General features: G+C 66.8%; 27 protein-coding genes. 8 read left to right on the forward strand and 19 right to left on the reverse strand.

Annotated features, from left to right (window positions below; translation table 11 throughout):
• Positions 1-209 precede the first annotated feature (209 nt).
• The 3 genes from AC3A3X_RS10720 (at position 210) to acnB (ending at position 3,564) form a co-directional block, all read left to right on the forward strand.
• Positions 210-455, forward strand: a complete 246-nt coding sequence (locus AC3A3X_RS10720; protein ID WP_158730873.1) for an AbrB/MazE/SpoVT family DNA-binding domain-containing protein — start codon at positions 210-212, stop codon at positions 453-455.
• Between the two features lie 4 nt (positions 456-459).
• Positions 460-903 (forward strand): type II toxin-antitoxin system VapC family toxin, encoded by a 444-nt coding sequence (locus AC3A3X_RS10725; protein ID WP_487583012.1) that lies wholly within the window; start codon positions 460-462, stop codon positions 901-903.
• 75 nt (positions 904-978) lie between these two features.
• On the forward strand, positions 979-3,564 hold the full coding sequence (gene acnB, locus AC3A3X_RS10730; protein ID WP_487583013.1) for a bifunctional aconitate hydratase 2/2-methylisocitrate dehydratase: 2,586 nt from the start codon (positions 979-981) through the stop codon (positions 3,562-3,564).
• 514 nt (positions 3,565-4,078) lie between these two features.
• Here the strand turns inward: acnB and AC3A3X_RS10735 are convergent.
• The 5 genes from AC3A3X_RS10735 to AC3A3X_RS10755 form a co-directional block, all read right to left on the reverse strand.
• A complete protein-coding gene (locus tag AC3A3X_RS10735) occupies positions 4,079-5,107 on the reverse strand; it encodes an NAD(P)H-dependent glycerol-3-phosphate dehydrogenase (protein ID WP_487583014.1) in 1,029 nt (342 codons plus the stop codon).
• 13 nt (positions 5,108-5,120) lie between these two features.
• Positions 5,121-5,639: a protein-export chaperone SecB gene (gene secB / locus AC3A3X_RS10740; protein ID WP_487583015.1), complete on the reverse strand. Its 519-nt coding sequence runs from the start codon at positions 5,637-5,639 to the stop codon at positions 5,121-5,123.
• Positions 5,640-5,824: 185 nt separating this feature from the next.
• A complete protein-coding gene (locus tag AC3A3X_RS10745; protein ID WP_487583016.1) occupies positions 5,825-6,262 on the reverse strand; it encodes a rhodanese-like domain-containing protein in 438 nt (145 codons plus the stop codon).
• A gap of 89 nt (positions 6,263-6,351) precedes the next feature.
• Positions 6,352-6,780 (reverse strand): hypothetical protein, encoded by a 429-nt coding sequence (locus AC3A3X_RS10750; RefSeq protein WP_487583017.1) that lies wholly within the window; start codon positions 6,778-6,780, stop codon positions 6,352-6,354.
• 79 nt (positions 6,781-6,859) lie between these two features.
• Complete coding sequence (locus AC3A3X_RS10755) at positions 6,860-7,378, reverse strand: YiiD C-terminal domain-containing protein (RefSeq protein ID WP_487583018.1); 519 nt, start codon at positions 7,376-7,378, stop codon at positions 6,860-6,862.
• A gap of 53 nt (positions 7,379-7,431) precedes the next feature.
• Between AC3A3X_RS10755 and AC3A3X_RS10760 the strand changes: the two genes are divergently transcribed.
• The 3 genes from AC3A3X_RS10760 to AC3A3X_RS10770 all read left to right on the forward strand — a co-directional run bounded on the left by AC3A3X_RS10760 (position 7,432) and on the right by AC3A3X_RS10770 (position 10,549).
• Positions 7,432-8,181: a uroporphyrinogen-III synthase gene (locus AC3A3X_RS10760; RefSeq protein ID WP_487583019.1), complete on the forward strand. Its 750-nt coding sequence runs from the start codon at positions 7,432-7,434 to the stop codon at positions 8,179-8,181.
• Between the two features lie 101 nt (positions 8,182-8,282).
• Positions 8,283-9,275: a uroporphyrinogen-III C-methyltransferase gene (locus AC3A3X_RS10765; RefSeq protein ID WP_487583020.1), complete on the forward strand. Its 993-nt coding sequence runs from the start codon at positions 8,283-8,285 to the stop codon at positions 9,273-9,275.
• 23 nt (positions 9,276-9,298) lie between these two features.
• Positions 9,299-10,549 carry a heme biosynthesis HemY N-terminal domain-containing protein gene (locus AC3A3X_RS10770; protein WP_487583021.1) on the forward strand — a complete coding sequence of 417 codons (1,251 nt, stop codon included), beginning with the start codon at positions 9,299-9,301 and terminating at the stop codon, positions 10,547-10,549.
• 121 nt (positions 10,550-10,670) lie between these two features.
• On the opposite strand, the gene AC3A3X_RS10775 is transcribed toward AC3A3X_RS10770, so the two are convergent.
• Positions 10,671-11,948 carry an acetyl-CoA C-acetyltransferase gene (locus AC3A3X_RS10775; RefSeq protein WP_487583022.1) on the reverse strand — a complete coding sequence of 426 codons (1,278 nt, stop codon included), beginning with the start codon at positions 11,946-11,948 and terminating at the stop codon, positions 10,671-10,673.
• Between the two features lie 106 nt (positions 11,949-12,054).
• Between AC3A3X_RS10775 and AC3A3X_RS10780 the strand changes: the two genes are divergently transcribed.
• Positions 12,055-12,972: a hypothetical protein gene (locus AC3A3X_RS10780; protein ID WP_487583023.1), complete on the forward strand. Its 918-nt coding sequence runs from the start codon at positions 12,055-12,057 to the stop codon at positions 12,970-12,972.
• An 81-nt stretch (positions 12,973-13,053) separates the two neighbouring features.
• On the opposite strand, the gene AC3A3X_RS10785 is transcribed toward AC3A3X_RS10780, so the two are convergent.
• From AC3A3X_RS10785 to AC3A3X_RS10845, 13 genes are all read right to left on the reverse strand, one after another.
• On the reverse strand, positions 13,054-13,587 hold the full coding sequence (locus AC3A3X_RS10785) for a cytochrome P460 family protein (protein WP_487583024.1): 534 nt from the start codon (positions 13,585-13,587) through the stop codon (positions 13,054-13,056).
• Positions 13,588-13,603: 16 nt separating this feature from the next.
• On the reverse strand, positions 13,604-14,041 hold the full coding sequence (locus tag AC3A3X_RS10790; protein ID WP_487583025.1) for a DUF6130 family protein: 438 nt from the start codon (positions 14,039-14,041) through the stop codon (positions 13,604-13,606).
• 16 nt (positions 14,042-14,057) lie between these two features.
• Positions 14,058-14,891 carry a hypothetical protein gene (locus AC3A3X_RS10795; RefSeq protein WP_487583026.1) on the reverse strand — a complete coding sequence of 278 codons (834 nt, stop codon included), beginning with the start codon at positions 14,889-14,891 and terminating at the stop codon, positions 14,058-14,060.
• A 368-nt stretch (positions 14,892-15,259) separates the two neighbouring features.
• Positions 15,260-15,760 (reverse strand): GNAT family N-acetyltransferase, encoded by a 501-nt coding sequence (locus tag AC3A3X_RS10800; protein ID WP_487583027.1) that lies wholly within the window; start codon positions 15,758-15,760, stop codon positions 15,260-15,262.
• Between the two features lie 7 nt (positions 15,761-15,767).
• Positions 15,768-16,334: a superoxide dismutase family protein gene (locus tag AC3A3X_RS10805; RefSeq protein WP_487583028.1), complete on the reverse strand. Its 567-nt coding sequence runs from the start codon at positions 16,332-16,334 to the stop codon at positions 15,768-15,770.
• Between the two features lie 205 nt (positions 16,335-16,539).
• On the reverse strand, positions 16,540-17,943 hold the full coding sequence (ntrC, locus tag AC3A3X_RS10810; protein ID WP_487583029.1) for a nitrogen regulation protein NR(I): 1,404 nt from the start codon (positions 17,941-17,943) through the stop codon (positions 16,540-16,542).
• Complete coding sequence (locus AC3A3X_RS10815) at positions 17,940-19,016, reverse strand: two-component system sensor histidine kinase NtrB (protein ID WP_487583030.1); 1,077 nt, start codon at positions 19,014-19,016, stop codon at positions 17,940-17,942. The genes ntrC and AC3A3X_RS10815 overlap by 4 nt, the downstream gene beginning before the upstream one ends.
• A gap of 48 nt (positions 19,017-19,064) precedes the next feature.
• Positions 19,065-19,580 carry a hypothetical protein gene (locus AC3A3X_RS10820; protein ID WP_487583031.1) on the reverse strand — a complete coding sequence of 172 codons (516 nt, stop codon included), beginning with the start codon at positions 19,578-19,580 and terminating at the stop codon, positions 19,065-19,067.
• Positions 19,581-19,692: 112 nt separating this feature from the next.
• Positions 19,693-20,247, reverse strand: a complete 555-nt coding sequence (locus AC3A3X_RS10825; RefSeq protein ID WP_487583032.1) for a cupin domain-containing protein — start codon at positions 20,245-20,247, stop codon at positions 19,693-19,695.
• A gap of 577 nt (positions 20,248-20,824) precedes the next feature.
• The gene (locus tag AC3A3X_RS10830; protein WP_487583033.1) at positions 20,825-22,195 is read right to left on the reverse strand and encodes a DUF1214 domain-containing protein; all 1,371 of its coding nucleotides are present in this window, start codon (positions 22,193-22,195) and stop codon (positions 20,825-20,827) included.
• 39 nt (positions 22,196-22,234) lie between these two features.
• The gene (locus tag AC3A3X_RS10835) at positions 22,235-23,341 is read right to left on the reverse strand and encodes a DUF1254 domain-containing protein (RefSeq protein WP_487583034.1); all 1,107 of its coding nucleotides are present in this window, start codon (positions 23,339-23,341) and stop codon (positions 22,235-22,237) included.
• Positions 23,342-23,440: 99 nt separating this feature from the next.
• Positions 23,441-24,589: an epoxide hydrolase family protein gene (locus AC3A3X_RS10840; RefSeq protein ID WP_487583035.1), complete on the reverse strand. Its 1,149-nt coding sequence runs from the start codon at positions 24,587-24,589 to the stop codon at positions 23,441-23,443.
• A gap of 27 nt (positions 24,590-24,616) precedes the next feature.
• Positions 24,617-25,156, reverse strand: coding sequence for a TetR/AcrR family transcriptional regulator (locus AC3A3X_RS10845; RefSeq protein ID WP_487583036.1), 540 nt, complete (start codon positions 25,154-25,156; stop codon positions 24,617-24,619).
• A gap of 71 nt (positions 25,157-25,227) precedes the next feature.
• Here AC3A3X_RS10845 and AC3A3X_RS10850 point away from each other — a divergent pair, with 71 nt between their 5' ends.
• Complete coding sequence (locus AC3A3X_RS10850) at positions 25,228-26,226, forward strand: NAD-dependent epimerase/dehydratase family protein (protein WP_487583037.1); 999 nt, start codon at positions 25,228-25,230, stop codon at positions 26,224-26,226.
• Positions 26,227-26,253: the final 27 nt, after the last annotated feature.

Genomic DNA, 26,253 nt, shown 5'->3' on the forward strand with positions numbered 1-26,253 from the left:
GGAGCTCCTGGCGGTCTGTGGCTGAATGGAGGGTCTGGCTGGGAGACCGATCGATTATCCGCTGCTTGCGTTAAGGCGAGCGGACGACGGTCCGGATCCTGAATACGCAGAGCCCATTGTGCGCTTGCGGAGTCCTGTGCGATTGAGTATGGGTGGGAAGGTATGTATTATTCATACATACCAAATCCGTCATTCCGAGGAGGTCCGCCGTGGAAGCCATCGTTGCCGAACGAGGCCAGATCACCCTGCCCAAGGCCGTGCGCGATGCGCTCGGCCTGACCAAGGGCACCCACCTCAAAGTGGAGCTGGAGGGCGGGCGCATCATCCTGCGCAAGAACGTGGACGATGCCATTTCGCGCGCGCGCGGCCGCTTCAAGCTGCCCGAAGGCGTGACCACCGACGACATCATGCGCGAGCTGCGTGGGCGCGCACCGGGCGATCCGGTCGACGTCTGACGCCATGCCTGCCGGGAACACCATCGCAATCGACACGTCCGTGCTGATCGACCTGCTCGGCGAGGACGCGGGCATGGCCGACGCCGCCGAGCAGTGCATTCGCGATGCATTGGCGCAAGGTCCGGTCGTGCTCTGTGACGTGGTGGTCAGCGAGATCACCGCCGGGCTGGGTCATGGCACCGACATCATGGATGTGGTCGAAGAAATGGGGATGCGCTACCTCCCCGTGGAGCGCCGTTCGGCCATCCGGGCGGGCGAAATGCAGCGCCGCTTCAACCAGCGTCGACGGGTCGCGGGGGAGGGTAGCCAGATTTCACCGCGCACCGTACCGGACTTCATCGTCGGCGCCCATGCACTGCTGCAGTGCGCCGGTCTGATCACGCGCGACGCCGGGTTTTTCCGTGATTACTTCAAGGGTCTGAAGATCATCGTGCCCAAGATTTTGTAGAGCACGACTTTGTAGAGCACGACGCTCGCCCGACCGCATTACGTCACAACGCCTGAGTTTTTCCTGGAGAGAAGCATGTTGGAAGCCTACCGCCACCACGTTGCCGAGCGCGCCGCGCTGGGCATCCCGCCGCTGCCGCTGACCGCACAGCAGACCGCTGATGTCATCGAGCTGTTGAAGAACCCGCCGGCGGGCGAGGGTGAGTTCCTTATCGATCTGATTACCAATCGCGTGCCGGCCGGCGTCGACGACGCGGCCAAGGTCAAGGCGTCCTACCTGGCCGCGGTGGCCTTCGGCACCGAGGTCAACTCGCTGATCAGTCGCGAGCGCGCGACCGAACTGCTCGGCACCATGCTGGGCGGCTACAACATTCACCCGCTGGTCGACCTGCTCGACGACGCCCGGGTCGGCGTCATCGCTGCCGAAGCGCTGAAGAAGACGTTGCTGATGTTCGACGCCTTCCACGACGTGCAGGAAAAGGCCGAGGCCGGCAACGCCAACGCCAAGGCCGTGCTGCAGAGCTGGGCCGACGCGGAATGGTTCACCAGCCGTCCGGAAGTTCCGGCCAGCATGACCATCACCGCCTTCAAGGTGACCGGCGAGACCAACACCGACGATCTGTCGCCGGCGCCGGACGCGACCACGCGCCCGGACATCCCGCTGCACGCCCTGGCGATGCTGAAGAACCGCCGCGACGGCATCGAGCCGGAAGAAGACGGCAAGCGCGGCCCGGTCAAGTTCATCGAGTCGCTCAAGGACAAGGGCCACCTGGTCGCCTACGTCGGCGACGTCGTCGGCACCGGCTCCTCGCGCAAGTCGGCCACCAACTCGGTGCTGTGGTTCACCGGCGAGGACATCCCCTTCATCCCGAACAAGCGCTTTGGCGGCGTATGTCTCGGTAGCAAGATCGCCCCGATCTTCTACAACACGATGGAAGACGCCGGCGCGCTGCCGATCGAACTGGACGTGTCGCAGATGAACATGGGCGACGTGGTCGAGCTGCGGCCGTATGAGGGCAAGGCGCTCAAGGACGGCCAGGTCATCGCCGAGTTCTCGGTGAAGTCCGACGTTCTGTTCGACGAAGTCCGCGCCGGCGGCCGCATCCCGCTGATCGTCGGCCGCGGCCTGACCGCCAAGGCGCGTGAAGCGCTCGGCCTGGCGCCGTCGACCCTGTTCCGCCTGCCGTCCAACCCGGCCGACAGCGGCAAGGGCTACTCGCTGGCGCAGAAGATGGTCGGCCGTGCATGCGGTCTGACCGACGGCACCGGCATCCGCCCGGGCACCTACTGCGAGCCGAAGATGACCTCGGTGGGTTCGCAGGACACCACCGGCCCGATGACCCGCGACGAGCTCAAGGACCTGGCCTGCCTGGGCTTCTCGGCCGACCTGGTGATGCAGTCGTTCTGCCACACCGCCGCTTACCCCAAGCCGGTCGACGTCAAGACCCACCACGAGCTGCCGGCCTTCATCAGCAACCGCGGCGGCATCGCCCTGCGTCCGGGCGACGGCGTGATCCACTCCTGGCTCAACCGCATGCTGCTGCCCGACACCGTCGGCACCGGCGGCGACAGCCACACCCGCTTCCCGGTCGGCATCTCGTTCCCGGCAGGCTCGGGTCTGGTCGCCTTCGCCGCGGCCACCGGCGTGATGCCGCTGGACATGCCCGAGTCGGTGCTGGTGCGCTTCAAGGGCACCATGCAGCCGGGCGTGACCCTGCGTGACCTGGTCAACGCGATCCCGCTGGCCGCGATCAAGCAGGGCATGCTGACGGTCGCCAAGCAGGGCAAGAAGAACATCTTCTCCGGCCGCATCCTCGAGATCGAAGGCCTGCCGCAGCTCAAGGTCGAGCAGGCGTTCGAGCTGTCCGATGCGTCGGCCGAGCGTTCGGCCGCAGGCTGCACGGTCAAGCTCGACAAGGAACCGATCATCGAATACCTCACCAGCAACATCACGCTGCTGAAGTGGATGATCGCCGAAGGTTATGCCGACCCGCGCTCGCTGGCGCGCCGCATCAAGGCCATGGAGGCCTGGCTGGCCAACCCGCAGCTGCTGGAAGGCGATGCCGACGCTGAGTACGCCACCGTGATCGACATCGACCTCGACCAGATCGTCGAGCCGATCGTTGCGTGCCCGAACGATCCGGACGACGTGAAGACGCTGTCCGACGTCGCCGGTGCGGTCATCGACGAGGTCTTCATCGGTTCGTGCATGACCAACATCGGCCACTTCCGTGCCGCCGCCAAGCTGCTGGAAGGCAAGCGCGACATCCCGACCCGCCTGTGGGTCGCGCCGCCGACCAAGATGGACGCTTCGGAACTGACGAAGGAAGGCCACTACGGCACCTTCGGCACCGCCGGCGCGCGCATGGAAATGCCGGGCTGCTCGCTGTGCATGGGCAACCAGGCGCAGGCGCGCGAGGGCGCGACGGTGTTCTCCACCAGCACCCGCAACTTCCCCAACCGCCTGGGCCGCAACACCAACGTGTACCTGGGCTCGGCGGAACTGGCGGCGATCTGCTCGCGCCTGGGCCGCATCCCGACCCGCGAGGAGTACATGGCGGACATCGGCGTGATCAATGCCAAGGGAGCGGAGATCTATCGCTACATGAACTTCGACCAGATCGAGGACTACCGCCAGGTGGCCGAGACTGTCGCAGCCTGATCGGGCCTGCAATGTGTTGAACAAAAACCCCGGCAATGCCGGGGTTTTTTTTGATCCTTCTTCCGTGCGTGGCCAGTCGGAGCAACGTCCATGGGTCCCCGCCTTCGCGGGAATGACGAGCAACGACGCTGGGTCCCCGCCTTCGCGGGGATGACGGTTTTCTTCAGCCCCTCTCCCGCTTGCGGGAGAGGGGTTGGGGTGAGGGCCGCCGAAGACCATGCAACGAAATGCCGAAGCGTCGTCCGCCGGGCCGGGGATTGCGCAGCAGTGGGCCATGGATGGCCCACGCCCCGCCTTCGGACAGGATGTCCGACTAAGGGGCGGAGCAATCCCCGGCCCGGCGGACGACGCCATTCCGCAGATGCAAGCCCAACACCCGACAGCAACAGCAACAACACCAGCAGGTCCCTCACTGCGTTCGGGACGACAAGCAATGCGAACGTTCGCGCAGCGGGAAGAAGAACAAAAAAACCCGGCTCAAGCCGGGTTTTTTGTTTCTCGCAATGCAGCGGAATCAGCCGAACAGGTCGCGCGGGTACTCGGGCTTCTGTTCGCGCGAGAGCAGCAGGCGCAGGCCTTCGGCCGGCGTGATCTCGCCGTGCAACACCGCCTGCACGGCGCTGGAGATCGGCAGTTCCACGCCATGACGCTCGGCCTGGCGCATGACTTCGTCGGCGGTCTGCACCGACTCGACCACCTGGCCGATTTCGCGCACCGCATCGGCGATCGACTGGCCACGACCGAGGGCCAGGCCCAGGCGGCGGTTGCGCGACAGGTCGCCGGTGCAGGTGAGCACCAGGTCGCCCAGGCCGGCCAGACCCATCAGGGTCTCGGCCTTGCCACCGATGGCGTGGTTCAGGCGCAGCATCTCGTTGAGGCCGCGCGTGATCAGGCCGGCGCGCGCGTTGAGGCCGAGCTGCATGCCGTCGGCGACACCGGTCGCCACGGCCAGCACGTTCTTCATTGCGCCGCCGAGCTCGGCCCCGAGCATGTCGTTGCCGGTGTAGGCACGGAAGGCCGGACCGTGCAGCGCATCGGCGACCTGCTGGGAGAAGTCGGCGTGGCTACCGTGCACGGTAAGTGCGGTCGGCAACCCCTGCGCGACTTCCTTGGCGAACGACGGGCCGGTCACCACCGCCAGCGGCACGTCGGCGCCGAGTACTTCCTCGGCGACTTCGTGCAGGAAACGGCCGCTGCCGGGCTCGAAGCCCTTGGTCGCCCAGGCCACGCCGGCGTGTGCCGGACGGTGCGGTGCGAGCTTGCGCAGCGTTTGCGCGAACGCGTGCGACGGCACCACCACCAGAACCAGGTCGGCGCCCTGCAGCGAGGCGGCCAGGTCGGTGGTCGCACGCAGCGATTCGGGCAGAGTGACGCCCGGCAGGTAGCGCGGGTTCTCGTGGGCGCCGTCGATGGCCGCGACGCCGTCGGCGTCACGACCCCACAGCACGGTCGGATGACCGTGCCGTGCGATCAGGGCCGCCAGGGCGGTGCCCCAGGAGCCCGCTCCCAGAACCGCGACGGTGGGCAGTGCGTTCGCCTCCATGCCGCGGTCGCGATCAGGCGTTGCCGGCGGTCTCGGCGTCGGCCAGGCCGGCGTCACCACCCTGCTGGGCGGCACGCTGGCGCAGGCCTTCGGCGTACAGCGCTTCGAAGTTGATCGGCTGCAGGTAGAACGGCGGGAAACCGCCGGTCTGGATCAGCTCGCTGATCAGCTGGCGCGCGTACGGGTACAGCACGTTCGGGCAATGGGTGCCGAGCATGCCGTCGAGGGTCTGGGCGTCGAAACCGGCCAGGCCGAACACGCCGGCCTGCTTCACTTCGGCCACGTACATGGTCTTGTCGCCGGCGTTGCAGGTCAGGGTGATGCCGAGCACGACCTCAAACGCGTTCTCGTTGAGGCGCTGCACGCTCTGGTTGAGGTTCATCTGCAGCTGCGGCTGGGCCTGCTCGTTGAACACGGCCGGTGCACCGGGGACCTCGAAGGAGACGTCCTTGGCGTAGATCTTCTCGACGGTGAATGCCGGGCCGCTGGCTTCGGCAGTCGCTGCGCCGCCGTTGACGTTTTCTTCGGACATCTCGTAACTCCAGACAATTAATGCGGAAAGTGGTCGATTATGGCACGCACCTCGGGTGCGGCCGGCTGTTCAGATTGCGCGAGGTGAACGGTCTGCGGCAAGCCGTCATCGCCTTCCCCATTCAATCCCCAAAGGTTTTGTTGGGGCGCGTGGACGGCTATCAAGCCCGCCGCGACAAACTCTCGTCAGGCGCGGCCCTTCACCAGCGGCAGGTCGGCCTGTTGCCAAGCGGCAATGCCACCGTCGAGCCAGAAAACCTGGGTGAAGCCGGCCTTCTTCAGGCGCTTGGCGGCGTCGGCCGAGCCCTGGCCGGTGCGGCACACCACCACGACCGGAAGCTCCCTGGCGTTGGCCAGCAGCTTGTTTTCCGGATCGAACTGGCTGGGCTGCACCGACTTGCTGCCGGCGATATGGCCCTTCTCGAAGTCGTTGCTCGCCGACAGGTCGATGACCAGCGCGTTCTCGCGGTTGATCAGGCCGGTCAGCTCGGCCGGGCGCAGGGCCTTGTAGCCGCGGAACAGGCGCGCGATCTCAACGTAGATGATCGCGATCGTCAGGCCGACCAGCGCCAGCGACAGGTAGGTGTGGCGTTCGGCGAAGGCCAGCAGTTCTTGGAAGGTCACGGCATCACGGCAGCTGAAACGGGGGCGGGATTGTCTCCCAGTGCCGGCGGCGGCGCAAAATTAGCGGCTGGAGGGAGGTGCGACAGCGCCTATTGGCCGTCCCAGAGGTCCGGCAGCCCGCCGGTGGTCCACCAGGTCTTGGCCTCTTCGTCCCAGCGCCATTGTTCGCGGAAGCGGACGGTGCGCTCGGCCTGGGTGTGGCGGTTGACCACGCCGATCTCGATTTCGCGGATGGCCACCCCGGCCTTCCAGTCGACGCTGCTGCCCTTGTCGCGGTAGGCGGTGATCTGGACCTGCTCGTAGCGGGCCAGTTCGAGCTCGCTGACCGGGTGCTCGGCGAGGAACACCGGGTCGACCAGGGTCAGGGCGGCGTCGAAATCGCCCCAGCGGATCGCACCGGCCCACGCGTACTGGTTGCGGTCGAGGGTATCGGTCTTGCGGCTGGCCGCGGCGCTGCCGGCGACCGCCAGCAGGCCCAGCAGCAGGGCCAGACTCATCAGTTGGGTCAGACGGCGCATGGAAAGGGTTCCCCGGTGTTCGCCGCCATCCTAGGGCAAAGCGTCGTCCACGGCTCGCAGCGCTTGGCCGCGGTCGTGCTCACGCCCGCGGGGGGTGCTTCAGGATCGCGACATAGCGGGCGGTGAACTCGGTGGCGACGCCGCCGTCGGGCAGCATCGCCCGCGCAATCAGGCCGGTGCGGGCGCGGCCGCGCTCGCGAAGGGTGGCGATGAAGCCGGGCCAGTTCGAGTCCGGCGCCAGTTCGGCCTGCACGTCCAGGTCGGCGAACAGCGGCGCCAGGTAGCGGATCTGGCTGTCGGCGACGAACACCTCGGCCTCGAGTCCGGCGGCCTCGATGTGCAGCGACACCACGCCCCAGGAGGCCAGGGTCATCATCGACGCCAGGCTGCCACCGAAGGCGCAGCCCTTGTCGTTGACGTGACGCGACAGCGGCGCATGCAGGCAAAGGCGCTGGCCGTCGTAGCCGGCAATACGCACGTCCATCGCGGCAACCGGCGGCATCGACTGGTAGTGGTGGTGCAGCCGTTCGAGGGCGGGTGCGTGCTCGTAATCCTGTTCGGGACTGCGGTATTGGGAAGCGTGGGAGTCGTGGTTCATCCGGCGTGCGTGCGAGCGATGGGGGATGCGGGCGGGGCGGCTATGCTGTTGCCATGCCAGCCCCTGCGCCGCCCGGATGGTACGTGATCTCGCTGCGTCCGCGCGGCGAGCATGCGCCGTTGCGCCGCGCCGCGACTGGCGCGGGTGCCGGGTTCATCGCACTTTCGCCATGGCAACTGCAGTTGCGTGACGACGATCGCACCCGCGAGTCGTTGCGCCTCGCCTTGCGGGCACCGCGGGTCGTCGTCACCAGTCCGACGGCGGTGCGTGCCGCCCGATCGTTGCAGCCGCTGCAGACACATCAAGGGCAGCGATGGTTCGCCGTGGGCAGCGGCACCGCGGCGACATTGCGTCGCGCTGGCGTGACGGCGGTGGAGGCACCGTCGCGGATGGACAGCGAAGGCCTGCTGGCGTTGGCTGGATTGCGGGATCTGTCCGGCGTCGAACTGGGCTTCATCAGCGCGCCGGGCGGTCGCGGTGTGCTGGTGCCGGCGTTGCAGGCGCGCGGGGCGCAGGTGTTGCGGGTCGACGTCTACGAACGGGTCGCGATCGCGCCGTCAACGCGTTCGATCAAGCAACTACTCGCGCTGACGGCACCGACCGTGATCGCGCTTTCGAGCGGCGACGCACTTGAGACGATTCTCACTGCGTTGCCGGCGCCGGCGCGAAGCCGTCTGATGCAATCGCGCGTGGTGGCTGCCAGCGAACGGCTCGCAGAGCTGGCACGGCGCCTGGGATTCGGCGAGGTGGCCGTCGCCGGCAGCGCGCGTCCACGCGATCTGCTCGCCGCAGCTCGGCCTTAGCGCCCGACTACCGGCGACAGGGCGGATCGGGCGCGGTCTCTCCGTGACGCGCATCGCATCCGGTAGCATGGCGCCCGTCCCCACCTGACCTGACCGTTGCCGTGTCCACCACGCCCGATTCGAACCCTGCACCCGCCCCTGCCGCGACCGCGCCGCGGCGCTCGCGCGGCTGGCTCTGGCTGGTGGTGCTGGTATTGGTTGCCGGCGCCGGTGGCTACGGCTGGATGCAGTGGCAGGCCAGGCTCGAACGCGAACGCGCGCAGGCCAGCGATGCCGGTCAGCGTCTGGACGCACTGGATGGACGCATCGATTCGATCCGTCGCGACCAGCGCGCGCAGGTGCAACGACTGCAGCAGGCCGACGCCACCAACCGTGTCCTGCGCGACGAACTGCTCGGCATCGGCCAGCGCGCGGCACTGCTCGAAGATTCGGTGTCGAAACTGGCCGACCCCGATCGTCACGGCGCCCAGGCGCTGCGACTGGACGAAACCGAACTGTTGCTCAGCCTCGGCCAGCAACGCCTGCTGATTGCCGGCGACCTCGATGGTGCGCGCCGCGCATACGCGCTGGCCGGGCACGTGCTCGACGGCGTCGACGACCCGGCCTACCTCAGCCTGCGACAGACGCTGCAACAGGAAAGCGCGGGACTGGAGGCAATGGGTGCCGAACCGCGCGTGCAGGCCATGGCCGAACTCGATGCGCTGGCACAGACCGCCATGGTGGCGCCGGCTGACACGACCACGCAGACCGAACCCGAGTCGCCCTGGTGGCGCCGCGCGTTTGCCACGCTGATCGACGTGCGACCGAGCGATCGCACCGTCGCGGTGCAGGCCTCCGATCGCGTCGCGGCGATGGCGGGCCTGCAGCTTGAGATCTCGCTGGCGCGCGCCGCGGCCGAGCGCCGCGACCAGGCCGGGTTCCGCGCCGCCTTGCAGCGCGCCGAAGGCTGGCTGACGAGGCTGTGGCCGGAGTCGCCGTCGTTGCAGCAACAACGCGCGCAGATGCGCGCGCTGGCGCAGCGACCGCTTTCACTGACGCTTCCAACCCTCGGCAGCACACTGCAGCAGCTGCGCCAGCTACGCGCGGCAGACTGACGGACGCAAAGGAGTTCGCGCCCATGAACATCTTCCGCAACCTGCTGTTCTGGATCGTGTTGGCGCTGGCCGGGGCGCTGGTCGCCCAGGTGCTGTTGCAGGATCCGGGCTACGTGCTGGTGCGCTACGGCGGCAACGACTACACCACCAACGTGCCCAAGGGCGTGTTGACGCTGCTGCTGGTGGCCGCCGGATTGTGGCTGCTGTGGAAACTGCTCAACCTGCCGTTCGTGGCGATGCGCCGGCACCGCGAGCGCCAGGCGCGCGCGCAGCTGATCGATGGCCTGACCGCGCTCGACCAGGGCCAGTGGAGCCGCGCCGAGAAGCTGCTCGACCAGGCCGCCGCGCAGGACCAGGTGCGGGCGCTCGCGCACGCCGGCGCGGCGCGGGCCGCTGCTGCCCGTGGTGACGACGCCGCGGTGAAACGCCATCTGGAGGCGCTGGACGGCGGCCATGCCACCGCGCGCGCACTGGCGAGCGCCGAACTGTCGCTGGAGCGTGGACGTCCCGCCGAGGCACTGGCCGCGCTCGACGGTGTCGCTGCCGCGCCGTTGCCGCCGCGCGGCCTGGCATTGCGCGCACAGGCGCTGGTCGCGCTGGGTCGCAGTGGCGAGGCATACGGTCTGCTCGGCGCACTGCGCCAGCAGCAGGCCTGGCCGGGCGATCGCCTGGCCGCTGCGGAGGCGCAATGGGGCGCGGCCTCGCTGCGCGAAGCCGGCGATGCCAATGTCCTGGCCGATCGCTGGGAAGCACTGCCCAAGCCGCTGCGCAGCGATCCTGCCGCGGTCGCCGCCTATGCCGAGCGCGCCGCGGCGTTGCGCTGGGACGAGGCGGCGGCGAAAAGCATCGAGCAGGCGCTCGACGCACGCTGGGACGAATCACTCGCCGGGCTGTACGGTCGACTGGCGATCGGCCGCCTCGATGCGCGCCGCGGCAACGCCGAGCGCTGGCTGCAGGCGCATCCGGCCAGTCCCGCGTTGCTGTTGACGCTGGCGCGCCTGGCACGCGCCCAGGGCCAATGGCCGCAAGCGGAGACGTACCTGCATCGCGCACTGGCCCAGGGCGCCAACAGTGAAGCCTGGGAAGAACTCGGGCACGGTTTCAGCCAGGCCGGCGACGAGAAACTCGCGCGCCTGTGCTATGCCAATGCCCTCAATGCCGCGCGTGGCGCGGCGACGCAGGAGCTGCCTGGGCGCGACATGCGCCAGAAGATCTTCGACCAGGCCGTGGTCGAGGAACGCAACGAGCACGGCGTACCGCGACTGCGCGGCTGAGTCGACCGTCGTCCCGAGCGCAGCGATGGACCTGCTGTCCTGCCGCGAAAAACAGATCCCTCGCTGCGCTCGGGATGACAGGCTTCGGATGACAGGCTTCGGATGACGATGGGGTGGCGCGTCAGCGCTCCAGGATGGCAACCACGCCCATGCCGCCGGCGGTGCAGATCGACACCAGGCAACGGCCGCCGCCGCGCTGCTTGAGCTCCTTGGCGGCGGTGGCGACGATGCGCGCGCCAGTCGCGGCAAACGGATGGCCAGCCGCCAGCGAAGAACCGTTCGGGTTGATCTTTGCCACGTCGATGCGACCCATCGGCGCGTCCAGGCCGAGGCGGTTGCGGCAGTACTCCTCGCTCTCCCACGCGCGCAGCGTGCACAGCACCTGCGCGGCGAAGGCCTCGTGGATCTCGTAGAAATCGAAGTCCTGCAGGGTCAGGCCGTTGCGCTTGAGCATCTCCGGCACGGCCACGGTCGGTGCCATCAGCAGGCCCTCGCCGTGGACGAAGTCGACCGCGGACACGTGCGCATCGCGCAGGTAGCACAGCACTTCGTGGCCGTGCGAGCGCGCCCAGTCGTCGGAGGCGAGCAGGCACGCGGAGGCGCCATCGGTCAGCGGCGTGGAGTTTGCGGCGGTCAGCGTGCCGCGGCCGGAGGTCTTGTCGAAGGCCGGCTTGAGCGAGGCCAGCTTTTCCAGGGTGCTGTCGGGACGCAGGATGTTGTCGCGCGAGACGCCGCGGAAACTCACCACCAGGTCGTCGAAGAAACCGCGCTCGTAGGCGGCGGCGAGCTTCTGGTGCGACGACAGCGCCCATTCGTCCTGCGAATCGCGCGAGATGTTCCACTGCTTGGCCATGTCCTCGCAGTGGTCGCCCATCGACTTGCCGGTGCGCGGCTCGGCCACGCCCGGGAACTCGGGCTTGAGTTCGCGGAAATGGAAACCCTTGAACGCGGCCAGCTTGTCGCGCGGCGTCTTGGCGCGCGCAGCCTCGAGCAGGCGACGGCGCAGCTTCTGGCCGTAGACGATCGGCACGTCGGAGGTGGTGTCGGAGCCGCCGCCGATGCCGACCTCGATCTGCCCGGCGGCGATCTTGTTGCCGATGTGCACGATCGAGTCGAGCGAAGTGCCGCAGGCGCGCTGCAGGGTGATGCCGGGTGTCAGCGGCGACAGACCCGAAGACAGCGCCGCTTCGCGGCCGAGGTTCCAGTCGCTGGAGTGCTTGATCACCGCCCCCATCGCCACTTCGCCCAGCTGCTGGCCATGCAGGCCGTACTTCTCGACGAGGGCGCCCAGGGTGCGTACCGACATGCCCAGGTTGCCAACGTCCGCATAGGCCGTGTTCTGGCGGCAGAACGGGATACGGACGCCACCGAGCACGGCAACGGGACGGGCAGGACGCATCGTTACACCTCACGCAGAAGGGGGACACCCGGGCCTTAACGGCGCCACGGGCATAATGTCCGCAGTGTAGCGCCGCCTTCGCGTGCGACCAAACGCCACCGTATCCATGAGTCTTGCCGACCCCGCCCCCGCTGCCCCCACCACCACCCTGCACGTGCTCGGCGCGCTGGCGCTCGAGCTGCGCGGCGATGCCCCGGTATCGCGCCAGGCCCTGGCGCAGGCCGAGGTGGGTGCGCTGGCCGAGCTGATTGCGCACGATCTGGCGGGCTTCGCCCCCGACGCGGCCGCGCTGGAGCTGGTCACCGTCGGCGCCCATTACGACCCGGTCGAGTTGCTGCGGCCGGGCTGGCCGCTGCACCAGGAACTCGACCAGCTGGCCGCGCGGGCACCGCGTTCGGCGGCACAGCCCGGCGGCCGGATCATCGCCTTCGGCGCGCACGATGCGCAGTTGCCGGGCGCGCTGACGCCGTCGCCGGACTTCGCCGGCGGCCCGTTGCGGCTGGTGCCGTTCGTGCTCGGCGGCGATGCCGATATCGCCACCCGGGTCGGCGACGCATTCGAGCGCGAGCTGCTCGAGCGCGGCATGGCCGGCGCGGCGACCGCGCTGGCGGCACAGGAAGCGTTCGGCCTGCAGGTCGAACACGCGCGCTACCTCACCGTCCACGATCTCGCCGCGATGATGGCGATGCAGTACGACCACGCCGGCCTGGGCCCGTTGTGGCCGCTGCTGGAAACCGCGCTGCTGCAGCCCGAAGGCGAGCACTGGCTGGATGCGCCACCGGAACCGCTGGTGCACTACGCCAACGGCGAGGCACGCATCGCGCTGTTCGAACCGCGCGCCTGGAAAGCACGCTATGCCACCGAGGCGCCCTGCGAGACGCCCGAGTGCCGCGACAAGCTGGAACGCCTGCACCAGCATTTCCAGTCGCGCCAGCGCCAGATCGCCGCGGTGCTGGGCGCGCATGGCGTGCCGGTGAACTTCGTCCACTGCGCGGGCGAACAGGCGCGCGAAGCGCTGGATTGAGCGTATCCGCGCAGCAATCCGCGCCGAGACTCAACTCAGTCTGCGAATGCGCGAACCTACAGGATCCTCCCCGGGTTCGGGTCAACGCTTCTGGTAGGGATGAAAAATGTAATTCATGTCCGCTACCTTTACGTGGCAGGCATGCCCACAATCCGAGACGCCAGTGGGGTCGACCGTCATTGAGTCGGAAGCGGCGGAGTAGTTGAAAAGCGCATATCCCCACCCTCCGCTCTTCGGAAACCGCTTGCTGTCCTTCTCCATGAGAAACGCCTGTGTGAAGACGTCTGGTACGTCGACATCGAACGGGGCATCCGTGCTCTTCTTCGGCTTCCACTGAAGTTTCGCGATCTTGGCGCCGTCGGGGAAGGGCTGACCGTTCCCCGGAATGCCGGACTTGTACGCCTTGATCATGATCGGGTTTGCAACGATCACTTTCAGCACATCGGTCTTGGCAGAAGAGACTACCGCCCAGTCTTCGTAACCCTTGAAGTCGGCGAACGCGACTCCGCCAGGCGATACGAGAGCGTACTTGTCCTGCGCGCCGACAGCAGCACCGGCTATGGCAACAAGAGCAGCCGCAGCCGTGGCAATCCAGAGTTTGGTCTTGCGATTCATGGTTGATCCTTGATGGTCAGCTTCCGGCCGGCTTCCCCGGCGAAACGAACTTCACGGTCTGCGAGGTCAGGAGGCCACCTTCCGGATCGACCGCCTCGATGAGAACTTTGTGCTCCCCACGAGGCAGGTTGACCAGAATGATCGTGTCGCTCCGGCCGTAGTCCGCCCACGCCCAAGGCAGGTCGTCCACGGTGATGTGCAGGTGACCTACACGAGGTGACACGTTCTTTGAATGAGGCCCGCCGATTGGCAGGATGCGCAAGTTCTCTACCCGGTACGGGATGTAGGCGACGCCGGTAGCGAGTGGCCCGGGGAGCGGAGGCCCCACGATCAACCTGGCGGCCGGCTCATTCTCGATCGGCACCACAAGTGACGTTGGGTTCTGTGCGAAGGCATTCGCCGCGAGCAGGATCCCGGCCGCGGTTCCCGCGAGGGCCTTGGTGAAAACGTTCATGGCTTTCTCCGTCGTTCTAGTCGCGTTCGAGAACGACGGACTTCACGTCCATCGTGATGGGCGCGAAACTCTGGTCCGCAACACCATTGGCGTCGTGCAGGTAGACACGTCGACGAGTGGGAAAGACGAAGCCGTCGAAGGTCCTGTGATCGTCGCTGTAGTGCGCTATCGGGGGGCTTCCGGTGACGTCGGGTGAGTAATCCATGCGCCTTTGCATGAGCGCATCGTCGAAGTAGAAGACCTGCGCGGCATTGTGATTGGCATTCGATTCGGGAAATGCAACGGCCAGCCGCCGCCAGGTTTCGTCGCCCTCGATCCACGGCTCGATCTCCGTGGCTTCAACGCCGGGCCGCGCGAAGACGAAGGGCGCCGTCAGATAGTTCCAAACTGCCGCGCTGGTGAAGTAAGCCACCTGGATTGCGTCCCACGGAGTAGTCATGGGATCGAACGGCAGCGGGAAAGTGCCACGCGGATCCAGGCGCTCTTCAACGACTCCGCCATCGTTCAAGGTCAGGGCCACGCGCTCGGGGTCTACATCCAGAACTGACGTCCGGTCAGCGCACGTGAATGGAGAGAAGCGGATGTGCTGATTGTGCGGGTCGAGGGTGACAGTCTGGTCCTTGTAGACATCGGGCCATCCCCTTGCGGCCCAGAAGGGGCCTCCCAGGGATATTTCAGCCGTGATCTGTTTGAGCGCGGCCCACTTTTCCAGGTCGCCGTGAGCATCGAGAACTGCTCTGAGCAGCTTGTCCATCTTCGTATCCTTGAGGAACGTTCTGGCGAGAATGCGTTCGAGGCCGCGCCGGCAGAATCGGCGCGCAGAGATCCGCAGCCACGCGGCGATGTCCACGTGGTCAACCGTGCGAATGGGTCACAGAGTGGTGCGGGGACGCACGAACGTCGAATAGCTGGGAGGCTGAACGCCTGCAGCAATAGGTGGGGTTCGTCGAAGTGCGCCTACTCCGTAAGCGCCACGGCGTGGATAGACCGGGAGGGCACCGCATGCTCCCGGGCTATTGCCTTGTGCTGATTCCGGCCGGGCCGGCCGCGAGGCAATCTCTATTGCCCGCTGTCTATCTTCTACGCCTCGCGGAGGCGGGCCGCAACACCCATTCCAGAAGCTTGGGGGCGCTATCGGCCTACGACAGGACTGACGCCCGGACGATTGCCGCTTGCTCCTTTCCAAGCCATCCCCTGCGTAGCAAGGAAGGAGAAAGCTCAGAACTCCGTTTCGTAGATCGCGTAGCCCGCGTCGACCATACCCAGTGCCCGATAGGTGCGATGGGCCAGCGCATTGTCGCGTTCTACATACAGGCGCAGACCGACCACTCCGGGAGTCGCGCGCGCCAGCGTCTCGACATGTCGGTATAGCGCGGCGAACACACCCTGGCGGCGATGCGACGGAGCGACGTACACGCTCTGTATCCACCACCAGTCGCCGTTGCGCCAGTCGCTCCACTCGCGGGTGAGCATCAGCGTGCCGGCTGCGCTGGCGATGGTCTCGCGACCGGCCACGGTGGCTTCGCGTACCGCCACGAAGTAACGCGCCTTGGCCGGATCGGCGATGGCCGCCTCGACGCCGGCCGTCACCGTGGCCGGATCGAGTTGCTTGTGCTCGGTTTCCAGCGCCATCGCCAGCGCCCACTGCGCGAGCAGGTCGCGGTCGTGGCCACTGGCCGCCCTGATCCGCAGCGGTGCCTGCACGGGATGGTCGGACACGGTGGCGTTACTGGGTGACGGTGATGACGCCGCAGGCCATGCGGCCGCCGGCGTTGCCGGTGGGCTGGGTCTTGTAGTCGTCGGCACTGGCGTGGACGATCACCGCCTTGCCGGCGACGTCGTTGGCGGCGCCACCGCCCAGGGTGACGCCACTGGCGTGCACGTCGACCTTGGCCACTCCTTCACGGTCGGCGACGATGTTGTTCATGTCGCCACCGTGGTGCGCGCCGCTGTCGACCTTGCCGTGCGGCGAACCGGACGGATTGAAATGCCCCCCGGCGCTGCTGGCATCGGCGGCACTGCAGTCGCCCTTCTCGTGGATGTGGATGGCGTGCGTGCTGTTGGGCGCGAACCCGCCGATCTCGCCGGTAAGGTGCACGCCATCGCCCATCGGCACCACGCTGAGCTTGCCGCTGACCAGGCTGGCCGAGGCCGAGGCGAGGTTGACCGTCGCCGCCTTCGCCGTCGACACCGCGGTGGGCGTGGCGGGCGCCTTGGTCTTCGGCGCGGAACTGCAGGCGGTCACGGCCACCACCACGGTGGCGGCGAGCAGGGTGTTCAACGTGGTGTTCATCGACTTCTCCATGTTTGGACGGCCCGGCAGCAGGCCCCTATGCAAAGCCGGATCGCCACGCAGCCTAGCCGCGTGCCGGTCATCCAGCGGTGAAATGACGCGCGGGCCGTTGTTCACGCGACACTTGCAAACGGTAGCGGCCCGCGTCAGTGAAGCTTCCCGCATCAGCGGCAACGACGGTCGACTGGTTCGTTGCCGCATCTGCTCAGGTTCGGCGCCGCCCCGGCCCAAGCTTGCGCGTGAGCGTGTTGCGACCCAGGCCCAGGCGCGCCGCCGCCTCGGTGCGGCGACCTCCCGTGTGCTCCAGCGCGGCCTCGAACAGGACACGCTCGAAGCGCTCACGCGCCTGCGCATGGATGTCGTCGCTGCCCAGCGCGAGCTGTGCACGCGCCCAGGCGGCAAGCCGCGTATCCCAATCATTGTCGTCGCTGCCAGCGCTGTCCTTGCCCGGCGTGGCGGCAAGCGCTTCGTCGACATCGGCGCGGGCGATGGTTTCGGCCGGCGCGAGTGCGGCCAGGCGCCAGCACAGGTTTTCCAGCTGACGCACGTTGCCGGGCCAGTCGTAGCCGAGCAGGCGTTCGAGCGCCGGCTTGGCCAGTCGTTTGGCCGGTGCTTCGAATCGCGCCGCGGCCGAAGCGAGGAAGCGTTCTGCCAGGCGCGGGATGTCGTCGCGTCGCTCGCGCAGCGGCGGCAGGTGCAGACGCACCACGTCCAGGCGATGCAGCAGGTCGGCGCGGAAGCGACCGTCGGCCACCAGCGCCTCCAGGTCCTGGTGGGTGGCGGCGATCACCCGCACGTCGACGCGGATGAGTTCGCGGCCGCCGACGCGGAAGAACTCGCCCTCGGCCAGCACGCGCAACAGCCGGGTCTGCAGCGGCAGCGGCATGTCGCCGATTTCGTCGAGGAACAAGGTGCCGCGATGGGCCTGCTCGAAACGGCCGGTGTGGCGACGCTGGGCACCGGTGAAGGCGCCGGCTTCGTGGCCGAACAGTTCGCTTTCCAGCAGCTCCGACGGAATCGCGGCGGTATTGAGGGCGACGAAGGGATGCTCGGTGCGCGGCGATTCGCGGTGCAGCGCGCGCGCCACCAGTTCCTTGCCGGTGCCGGTCTCGCCGGTGATCAGCACCGACAGCGGCGCCTGCGCGAGGCGGCCGATGGCACGGAACAGCGTACGCATGGCCGGCGTATCGCCGATCAGCGCGTCGTCCTTGGGCAGCTCGGTCGGCGATGGCGCTGCGCTCTCGCCCACCGCAGCGAGCGTGCGCGCAGCAAGCGCCACGGCTTCATCGAGATCGAAGGGCTTGGACAGGAATTCGTGCGCGCCGCCGCGGAAGGCGCCCGCGGTGCTGGTGACGTCGGTGTAGGCGCTCATCACGATCACCGGCAGCTGCGGCACTTGCGCCTTGAGGCGTTCAAGCAGCACCAGCCCATCGTCGCCGGGCATGCGTACGTCGGTAAACAGCAGGTCCGGGGCGCCACGTTCGGCCAGCGCAGCCAGGGCATCGGCGGTGTTCTCGAATCCGTCCACCGTGTAGCCGGCTTCGCGCAGTGCGGTGGCGAGCACGAAGCGCACGCCGCGATCGTCGTCGACCACCCAGATCCTTTTCACGTGCCTTCCTCTTCCTCGATCTGCAGCGGCAGCAACAGGGTGAAAACGGTGTGCCCCGGACGCGAGCGGTAGGCCAGCGAGCCGCGGTGTTCGCGCGCGACCTGCTGCGCCAGCGCCAGGCCCAACCCGCTGCCCTCGGCGCGACCGGATACCAACGGCAGGAACAACTGTTCGGCCAGCTCCTCGGGAACGCCGCGGCCGTCGTCGACGATCTCCAGTCGCATCGCGATCGAATGCACGGCATCACCGATCCGCACCGCGTGCTCGGCACGCGTGCGCAGGGTGATGTTGGCCGCGCCGGCTTCGATCGCGTTTCGCACCAGGTTCCATACCGCCTGCACGAGGCGGTCGGCGTCGCCAGCGAACTCCGGCAGGCTGGGGTCGTAGTCGCGTACCAGGCGCACGGCCCAGCCGGCGTCGCTCTCGGCCAGGCGCAGCACGCGCTCGAGCACGGCGTGGATGTTGAGCGGCGCGTGCGGGCGCGGTGGCGCCGGCGTCAGCAACTGGTCCACCAGCGCGGTCAGGCGCTCGACTTCGCTGCCGACCAGCGCCACCAGCTCACCGGCGTCGCCATTGCTGTTGCCAGTGTCCGCATCGATGCGCCGCGCCAGCAGCTGCGCCGCGCCCTTGAGCCCGGCCAACGGATTGCGCAGCTCGTGCGCCAGGCCCTTGAGCGAGGCGGACAGGGCCGATGGCAGCAGCAGGGCCGGGTCGTCGCCGGGAAACTCATCGACCGGGTGCGCCTCGAGCAACCAGCCGCCGTCCTCGCGCCGGCTCAGCCAGACGTCGGCGAAGCACTCGTCGCCATCGGCGAATCGCAGGCGGCTGCGGCGCAGACGCAGGGGCGCGTCGGCGGCCGCATCGAGGCGGCGCATCGCATGGGCGAGGTGGCCGTCACCACCGTCGAGTCCGGCCAGCGGCCAGGCCACCAGCCGGCGGGCACTGACCCCAAGCCAGCGCGAGAAGGCGGCATTGCAGCCGACAATCGCGCCTTCCTCGTCGCTCCACGCCAGCGGCGTGGTCAGGCCGTCGAGGTCGGGCCGGTCGAAGTCTGTCGGTGCGGGCGCGGACATTGCACCATGTTAGTGCAGGAGGACCCGCTCCACGGCCTCTTGTCCGCGTCAGTGGCGCAGTGGCCCCGGGCCGAACGGGCCGGGCATCGACCCCGGCATGGGTCCCTGCATCGGCCGTGACATGGGACCCGGGCCCGGACCCGGCCCGTAGTAGTACCCCGGGCCGTAGGCCGGCCCAAATGCCGGCCCATCAAACTGGCCGATGCTGATGTTGAGGCCGACATGGCCGGTGTCGCCGTCGTCGGTGGTGTAGGTCCGGGCCATGTTGATGTCGGCGGCCTGGTAATTGCTGTTGCCGCCGTGCTCGGACCAGCCCACGCCCACCTCCATGCTGCCGTGCACCTGCCAGGCGCCATCGCCGTCCTGGCCCGGGGCAGGCAGGTGACCATGCCAGCCGCCGGGCGGCGGTTTTTGATAGTCGGCGGCGTTGACGAAGGCGATGGGCGTAGCGGGGACGCTCAGGTCCAGCGTGCGGGCGGCGTCCGCGCTGTCCTCGGCGACGACCGGAGTGCAGGCCAGCAGGCCGCACATGAGCAGGAGACTGCGTGTCGTGACCGGTTTCATGGCGAGCCTGGGGGTGTGAACCGCGCGCTGCGGACGTTCAAGCTAGCAGCAACGGGTTGAATGGCCGCTGTCGGCGAACGGCCAATCGGCGTCAACACTGGTCCAGCTCCGCTTACTTTCCGGCCGGCTGCAGCCAGTACGAGTACTTTCCGACGATTTCCAGCATGCGCGGCTGGAAGTCCGGGTCGCCACGGCTGACCTTGCGACCGAGCTCGACGCGGTCGAGGAAGAACTGGTCGAATCCGCCCGGTGAGAACGTTGCCAGCAAACTCACCGGCTTGTCGTCTGCGCTGCCTTGCGAATGAGCGGTGCCGCGCGGAATGTGGACGAACGAACCTGCCGGCAACTGGTGGGTGACGCCTGCCATTTCCAGCTTCAAGGTCCCCTCCAGCACGTAGAAGCTCTCATCCATGTTGGGATGCAGGTGCGGTGGTGTCCGGTACTCGGCCGACTCCGTCAGTTCCAGGACCGAGTAATCGCCGTCGGTCATCGTGGACGGCACGAGGACACGCAAGGTGCCGGCGTCGTACGCCTGCCTGGGCGACTGCGCGGGCGAGACGGCCATCGGCGCGTTGCCGGCGGCCGGTTCGGCGGCGTCGGTGGGATGCATTGCCGAAAGCGCTGCGATCACGGCAATGGTCAGCGCGAAATGGGCGGAGTTGCACATCGTTCTTTCCCCAAGCTGTCTGGCAGTACCGCCTTCAAACGTCCGTACCGGCGATAACAGGCCGTCCAACCGGTCCATCCGGTGCCTTTTCAGTGGTGAAAGTGAAGCTGAGGCCAGCTAGAACCATCCGATGACGACGACTGCCAGGATGACGAGGCCCGCCGCGAAAGAGGTCATCCGTTGCCAGGTCCTCGCAATGCGACTGGTGGCAAGCGAATAGCCGCAGACCAGAACAAGGCCCAATAGCGCCAGAAGCGCTCCTGAGAGAGTCCAGGACCCTATTTGCCAAACGAGCGGATTGCCGGGAAAGGCAATGAGTCCAGCCGTCGCGGTCACCGCAACGCCTATTGCGCCAAGAATGAGCGAGCTGGGAACGAGGAATGTCCGATCTGCTGTCATTGATATCCACGGAGGAGAGGTTGAGCTGTATCAGGGACAGCAGGCCAAGGAGGCCTCCTGCCCCATGGGCCGCAAGAGCTGGCACTGCCGCGGCGCGAGCGCATTCTCCCAATGCAGCGCGCGCGACGCGCGTGACTTTTGACACAGCAACGGAAGCACGACCCTCGAGGCTGCGCCGCTAGGAACCAGGCTGTTGTCTGGTAATCGGCGCAGGGAACCACTTGCCCGACAGCACCGCTTCATCCGGCCCGTACATGCGGAAAGTGAGGTGGTAGTTCTGCCCTTTGGGCGTCGGCAGCCAGTTGCCGTCCGGTGCATCCTTGGGCTTGTCGGGCGCAAGGTACAGCGTGAGCGAGCCGTCCTTCCCGTAGCTCAGTTTGGACTGCTTGTTGAGCAGGAAACGGTCCTTCGCATTGGGAATGACCTGGAACTTCTCGCCGTCCACGGCGATCACCGACCAGAAGTACCTGACATGGTCCGCAGGCAGAGCGCCCTTGGCGAAATGCAGCGTGTAGGTGTTGCCGCCGTCCAGCGGCGTGCCGGTGCCGTCGGTGTTGGTCTTGAAGTACACCACTTCCTCGCGGTTGTTGGCCCAGATGCCACCGTAGTCGACGACGGTCCGCGCCAGGTAATCGTCGCGGTAGTTGCCCGCCACATCCGGGCGCGCCCAGCCGTCGCGCAATGTGCCGATGCCAGCGAAGGCCTTCTGCATCGCCGGCTGCGACTGCTCGCGGATGACCTTGTCCACGCGCTCGCGCTGGGCAGGATCATCGATCACCTTGGCAACGGCGCGCACCTTGGCCTGCAGCGCTTCCATGCCCGGATTGATGTCCGGCTCGGTCAGGGCTGCCGCCACCGTGGACGCATCGAAGGCTTCCGCGCCGGGAAGCTTGTCGTTGGCAAAATCGGGGGTCTTCGGTACATCGGCGATAGTCGGGGTGCCACTGGTGCGAACCTTTATCTGCTCCTGCAGCGCCGTGGCCTGCTTCGGGTTGGCACCCAACTCGACGCGAGCCAGTACACGCGCAGTCTTGCCGGGCAAGTCGATGCGCCGGGCGTCGGCCGGAACCTGCACCGTGGCTCCCTTCAGGCACACCCAGAAGTCGCCCGCCGGGTGGTCGGGATAGGTGCGCTCGTTGATGTTGGCGATGGTCTCGCCCCAGCCGTTGAGGAACTGCACGGTGTAGTAGCGGCCTTCGATCTTCGGCACGCTGAAGATCGTGCAACTGTTCTCGTCCACTGCGACCCAGGCTTCGCTATAGGCCACGTCCAGGTTCGGGTTGGCCCAGGCCACGCCGCCTACCTTGCGATGGATGATTTCGTTCCACTTGAAGCCTTCCTTGCTGAAGTCCAGCTGCTCCTGGCGCAGCACCAGCAGGCGCCCGAGCAGGTAGAGGTAGGCATCGGTGATGTCCTGGTCGGAGACGGCAGTCGCGGCCGCAGCCGGAGTGGCAGGCGCGTTCGCGGACGGCTCAGCAGGCTTTTGGCATCCCGCGAGAGTCAAGGCGGCGACGCTCAGCCCCATGACGATGTGAACGATGGGTTTCATTTCAGACCCTCAGTACGTCAAGCTCGGAGGCGAAGGAAATCAGATTGGCTGCGGTTCCGGAAACTTCCAGGTGCCGTCCAGGATTGCGTTTTTGGGGCGATACAGGCGCACCGTGTAGTTCCATCCGGGCACGGTGGGAATGCAGTTCAGGATCTTTCCATCGCATCCGCCGAACTGGATCTGCACCGTTCCATCGGCTTCCTTCTGCGCGGTCAGGCTGTTCAAGGAGTACGCGTTGTACGGGTTCTTCTCGTAGTAGCCGTCCGCGTTGTAGACGCTGACGGACCAGAAGGCATCGACAGGCACATCCTTCACACGCAGCCGGTAGACCTTGTTGCCATCGTTCTGCGGCGGGGTGATGTTGAGGTAGGTCGCATCCTTGTCGGGATTGCCGCCCCATGCGGCAGCCGTCGCGATCAGGTGCCGCACGGGGTCCACCTGATCCTTTGAGCCGAATGCATGGGCGAAGTCCGGGATCGTCGAGCCCAGCACATTGAGCGCGTCGCGGACCTTCTTCTGGCTCGCCGGATCCCAGTCGGGAATATCAAAACTGCCCGGTCCGCCGCTTTGGGCGACGGTAATCGCATCCTGCAGGCGGTGGACCTCCTCGACATCCTTCGGGTCGTTCGGATCGACCAGCGTACGGATGCCGACCAGGAGGTAGCGGGTGCCGGCCTTGTCGCGCGTGACGGCGTGCGGACCGGCGCCGTATTCGGTCCAGGTGTAATGGTCCTGGTTGACGAGCATCAGCGACTGGAAGCGGCTGCCGGCATTGGGCAGCGTCACGGTGACCGGCCCGGCGTCCAGGTCGAAGACAGCGGAGCTGTAAAGCGTGTCCCGGTTGAGCCGTATGACCGTCTGGTCCTCGATCGACGCCGGTTCGCGTCGATGATGGAGTTTCCCCACCCCGCCTGATTCCTTCGCCAGGCCGGCCATGTAGGTGTCGGATTCCGCACGGACGAAGTTGTCGGCGGTGACGGGAATCGCGCCGGGCCTGGCCGGCGGCGGGGGCTCCACTGCGGCCGCCGCCGGCGCGGCTGGTTTGTCCGGCGCGACGGCATCGCCTGTTGTCTGCGACGCGTCTCGTGGTCCGCAGGCCGCACACACAAATGCCAGGAGGAGAAACCCAAGAGTCCGGTGATGCATGGCAACGCTCCTTTTACGGCGCCCGCCAGGTCGGTGGACCGAAGGAGTGAACTCCTTCATTCGACAAAACCTCGTGAAGGAACCCAGGCGTTCGTGGAGTCACCGCAATGATCGAAAGAACGCGCGAATGTCTTCCGCCAGCGCCTGTGGTTGCTCCAGCGCGGCGAAATGGCCGCCCTTGGACATGGTCGTCCAGCGCCGGACATTGAAAACGCGTTCCACCCACGTACGCGGCGGCATCGGTAGCTCGTACGGGAACACGGCAACGCCCAGTGGTGGAACGACGCGTTCGGATGCGGCGAATACCAGTGGCTTGAGTCGATTTTCCTTGTAGATGCGCAATGACGCATCGAGCGAATGCCCGAACCAATAGAGCGAAATATTGGTCAGCAACTCATCCATCGTGAAGACCTGCTCCACATCGCCGCTGCAATCACTCCAGGTCCGGAACTTCTCCACGATCCAGGCAGCCAGCCCTGCCGGTGAATCGGTCAGCGCATAGGCGAGTGTCTGCGGCTTGGTACCCTGCAAGGTTGCGTAGGCACCCTCCATCGCCGCCCACGCCACCACGTTGTCCAGGTAAGCCTGCTCGTCGGTGCTGACAGGCGGCAGGCCCGATCCAAGCGGTGGCTTGTAACTACCCGGGATGTAGTTGAGGTGGACGCCGATCACTTGCTCCGGGAACCTGCGAGCCATCCAGCTCGAGACTCCCGCGCCGATGTCGCCGCCTTGGGCGGCGAATCGATCGTAACCAAGTCCGCTCATCAGCGTGCGCCACATCCCTGCCACGTAGTGAGCACTGACCCCCGGTCCGGCAGGTGCCTGCGAGAAGCCGAAGCCAGGTATCGACGGCACCACCACATGGAACGCATCTTCCGGATTGCCGCCATGCCCCCCCGGGTCTGCCAACAAGGGAATGATGCGCTCCATCTCCGCGAAGGAGCCGGGCCATCCGTGTGTGAGTACCAATGGCATCGGCGCCGGACCATTACCCGGCTGATGGACGAAGTGCACGTCCAACCCTTCCACCGTTGCGCGGTACTGAGGCAATCGATTCAGGCGCGCCTCCTGGATGCGCCAATCAAACGTCTTCCATTGCTCGACCAGCCGCCTGACGAAGGCGAGGCTTGTGCCATCCGACCAGTCGCTCGCTTCGATTGACGATGGAAGGCGCGTCGCACGCAATCGTCGCTGCAGGTCTTCAATCTTTTCGTCAGGTACGCGAATACGAAAATCCTGTGGATTCATCGACCATTTCCCTCGGTGACGAGGCATTCAGCGATTCAGGATCCTCGAAGTCAACGCTTCAAACAGCAGATCGCTCGTTGTCCTGATGTCTTTTTCGCTTTCGCCCTGCATGAACAGCGACAAGACCCCGTTGGATGCGGCCCAGATGGCGCGGAAGGCTGTCTCCGCGTCAGTGTTGAGCCGTCCGTCCGAATGCAGACGGGCAAGGATGGCACGCAGGAGCACGAACGCTTCCTGGATCGAGGATGGGTCTGTGCGCGTGTTCTCGACCATCAGGCGGAAGAGGTTTTTGCGCTCGAAGGCGAATGCAATCCACACATCCCAGCCGCGGCGAAGGTCGGCGAGCGCATCCTGCGTCTGCCGATTGGCAAGCTTCAGTGCCAGGAACTCCGTGATGCCGCGCTCGACCACGGCGCGCAGCAGACCCTCTTTGTCCCCGAAGTGGTGGTAGAGCGTGGGCGCCGTCACGCCGGTGGCGGCGCAGACCGCCCGGGTGGTCAGCGCATCGGCACCGCCCCGCTCCAGCAGGCCCGCGGCCGCGTTCAGGATTCTTTCTTCGGTGGACATTCGGCACCTTGCGCCTTCGGTATAGCGGCGATATAGTACAGGCTCTATAGCGATGCTACAGGAGTGCGGTCATGAAGCAAGCATTCGTTACCGGCGGTTCCGGCTTCGTCGGCCGGTCGCTCATCCAAAGGCTCGTTGCGCAAGGCATGGGGGTTACCGCGCTAGCCCGCAGCGAGTCGTCCGCGCGACTGGTAGCCGGTCTGGGGGCGGCGTCGTGCCGGGCAGACCTTGGCGACATAGCTGTGATGGCAGCGGGCATGCAGGGTTGCGATACGGTCTTCCATGTCGCCGGACACCTGACCGAATGGGATTCTTTCCAGACCTTCCACGACGCCAACGTGGTCGGCACGTCCAACGTCCTTCAGGCGGCACGGCAGGCCGGCGTTGAAACGTTCATCGTCGCGGGCGCGTCTGCGGTGGTCATGGGCCAGCCGGAATCGATGACCGGCATTTCCGAAAGCCTGCCGCTGCAGTCCCCGAACTGGGGACCGTACATCGCAACCAAGGCGGAAGCGGAACGGATCGTGCGCGAGGCGAACCAGGAAGGCTTCAGGACCGTCGTTGTGCGCCCTCCCCTCATCTGGGGAACGGGCATGCCGATGCTTGAAGAACTCACCGCCGCCGTCAATTCCGGACGGTTCGCCCTGCCTGATGGCGGACGCCAAACTATGTCGACGTGCCATGTCGACAATGTGGTCGAATGCCTCGTCCTGGCGGCGGAGCGCGGACACGGCGGAGACGCCTACTTCGTCGCCGACGACGACAACGCAACACTCGAGCAGATCCTGGCGGATCTGCTGGCCACGCAAGGCATTGCGCCGGTCAAACGCGCCGTGCCTTTCGCTCTTGCATGGCGGATGGCGGCGGTAATGGAGGGTGCATGGCGGATGTTCGGGATCAAATCGAAGCCGCCGGTGACCAGACAAACGCTGCGCATGATCGGCCAGGACTTCACGCTCGACATCACCAAGGCGCGGCGCGAGCTGGGCTATGCGTCAATCGTCACGCGCGCCGAAGGGCTCGCCTCCATGCGCAATCGCAACGCGACCACCGGAGCCGTGCCTAGCTAACGTGCCGGCGTCGCGCTTTGCGTGACC

The organism is Lysobacter sp. Soil_N_23, assembly GCF_057656135.1.

Excerpts from the sequence above, each read along its gene's own strand:
- AC3A3X_RS10725 (WP_487583012.1), top strand. The coding sequence starts at position 460 with ATGCCTGCCGGGAACACCATCGCAATCGACACGTCCGTGCTGATCGAC.
- acnB (WP_487583013.1), top strand. The coding sequence starts at position 979 with ATGTTGGAAGCCTACCGCCACCACGTTGCCGAGCGCGCCGCGCTGGGC.
- AC3A3X_RS10735 (WP_487583014.1), bottom strand. The coding sequence starts at position 5,107 with ATGGAGGCGAACGCACTGCCCACCGTCGCGGTTCTGGGAGCGGGCTCC.
- secB (WP_487583015.1), bottom strand. The coding sequence starts at position 5,639 with ATGTCCGAAGAAAACGTCAACGGCGGCGCAGCGACTGCCGAAGCCAGC.
- AC3A3X_RS10750 (WP_487583017.1), bottom strand. The coding sequence starts at position 6,780 with ATGCGCCGTCTGACCCAACTGATGAGTCTGGCCCTGCTGCTGGGCCTG.
- AC3A3X_RS10755 (WP_487583018.1), bottom strand. The coding sequence starts at position 7,378 with ATGAACCACGACTCCCACGCTTCCCAATACCGCAGTCCCGAACAGGAT.
- AC3A3X_RS10760 (WP_487583019.1), top strand. The coding sequence starts at position 7,432 with ATGCCAGCCCCTGCGCCGCCCGGATGGTACGTGATCTCGCTGCGTCCG.
- AC3A3X_RS10770 (WP_487583021.1), top strand. The coding sequence starts at position 9,299 with ATGAACATCTTCCGCAACCTGCTGTTCTGGATCGTGTTGGCGCTGGCC.
- AC3A3X_RS10775 (WP_487583022.1), bottom strand. The coding sequence starts at position 11,948 with ATGCGTCCTGCCCGTCCCGTTGCCGTGCTCGGTGGCGTCCGTATCCCG.
- AC3A3X_RS10780 (WP_487583023.1), top strand. The coding sequence starts at position 12,055 with ATGAGTCTTGCCGACCCCGCCCCCGCTGCCCCCACCACCACCCTGCAC.
- AC3A3X_RS10785 (WP_487583024.1), bottom strand. The coding sequence starts at position 13,587 with ATGAATCGCAAGACCAAACTCTGGATTGCCACGGCTGCGGCTGCTCTT.
- AC3A3X_RS10790 (WP_487583025.1), bottom strand. The coding sequence starts at position 14,041 with ATGAACGTTTTCACCAAGGCCCTCGCGGGAACCGCGGCCGGGATCCTG.
- AC3A3X_RS10805 (WP_487583028.1), bottom strand. The coding sequence starts at position 16,334 with ATGAACACCACGTTGAACACCCTGCTCGCCGCCACCGTGGTGGTGGCC.
- AC3A3X_RS10815 (WP_487583030.1), bottom strand. The coding sequence starts at position 19,016 with ATGTCCGCGCCCGCACCGACAGACTTCGACCGGCCCGACCTCGACGGC.
- AC3A3X_RS10820 (WP_487583031.1), bottom strand. The coding sequence starts at position 19,580 with ATGAAACCGGTCACGACACGCAGTCTCCTGCTCATGTGCGGCCTGCTG.
- AC3A3X_RS10825 (WP_487583032.1), bottom strand. The coding sequence starts at position 20,247 with ATGTGCAACTCCGCCCATTTCGCGCTGACCATTGCCGTGATCGCAGCG.
- AC3A3X_RS10830 (WP_487583033.1), bottom strand. The coding sequence starts at position 22,195 with ATGAAACCCATCGTTCACATCGTCATGGGGCTGAGCGTCGCCGCCTTG.
- AC3A3X_RS10835 (WP_487583034.1), bottom strand. The coding sequence starts at position 23,341 with ATGCATCACCGGACTCTTGGGTTTCTCCTCCTGGCATTTGTGTGTGCG.
- AC3A3X_RS10840 (WP_487583035.1), bottom strand. The coding sequence starts at position 24,589 with ATGAATCCACAGGATTTTCGTATTCGCGTACCTGACGAAAAGATTGAA.
- AC3A3X_RS10845 (WP_487583036.1), bottom strand. The coding sequence starts at position 25,156 with ATGTCCACCGAAGAAAGAATCCTGAACGCGGCCGCGGGCCTGCTGGAG.
- AC3A3X_RS10850 (WP_487583037.1), top strand. The coding sequence starts at position 25,228 with ATGAAGCAAGCATTCGTTACCGGCGGTTCCGGCTTCGTCGGCCGGTCG.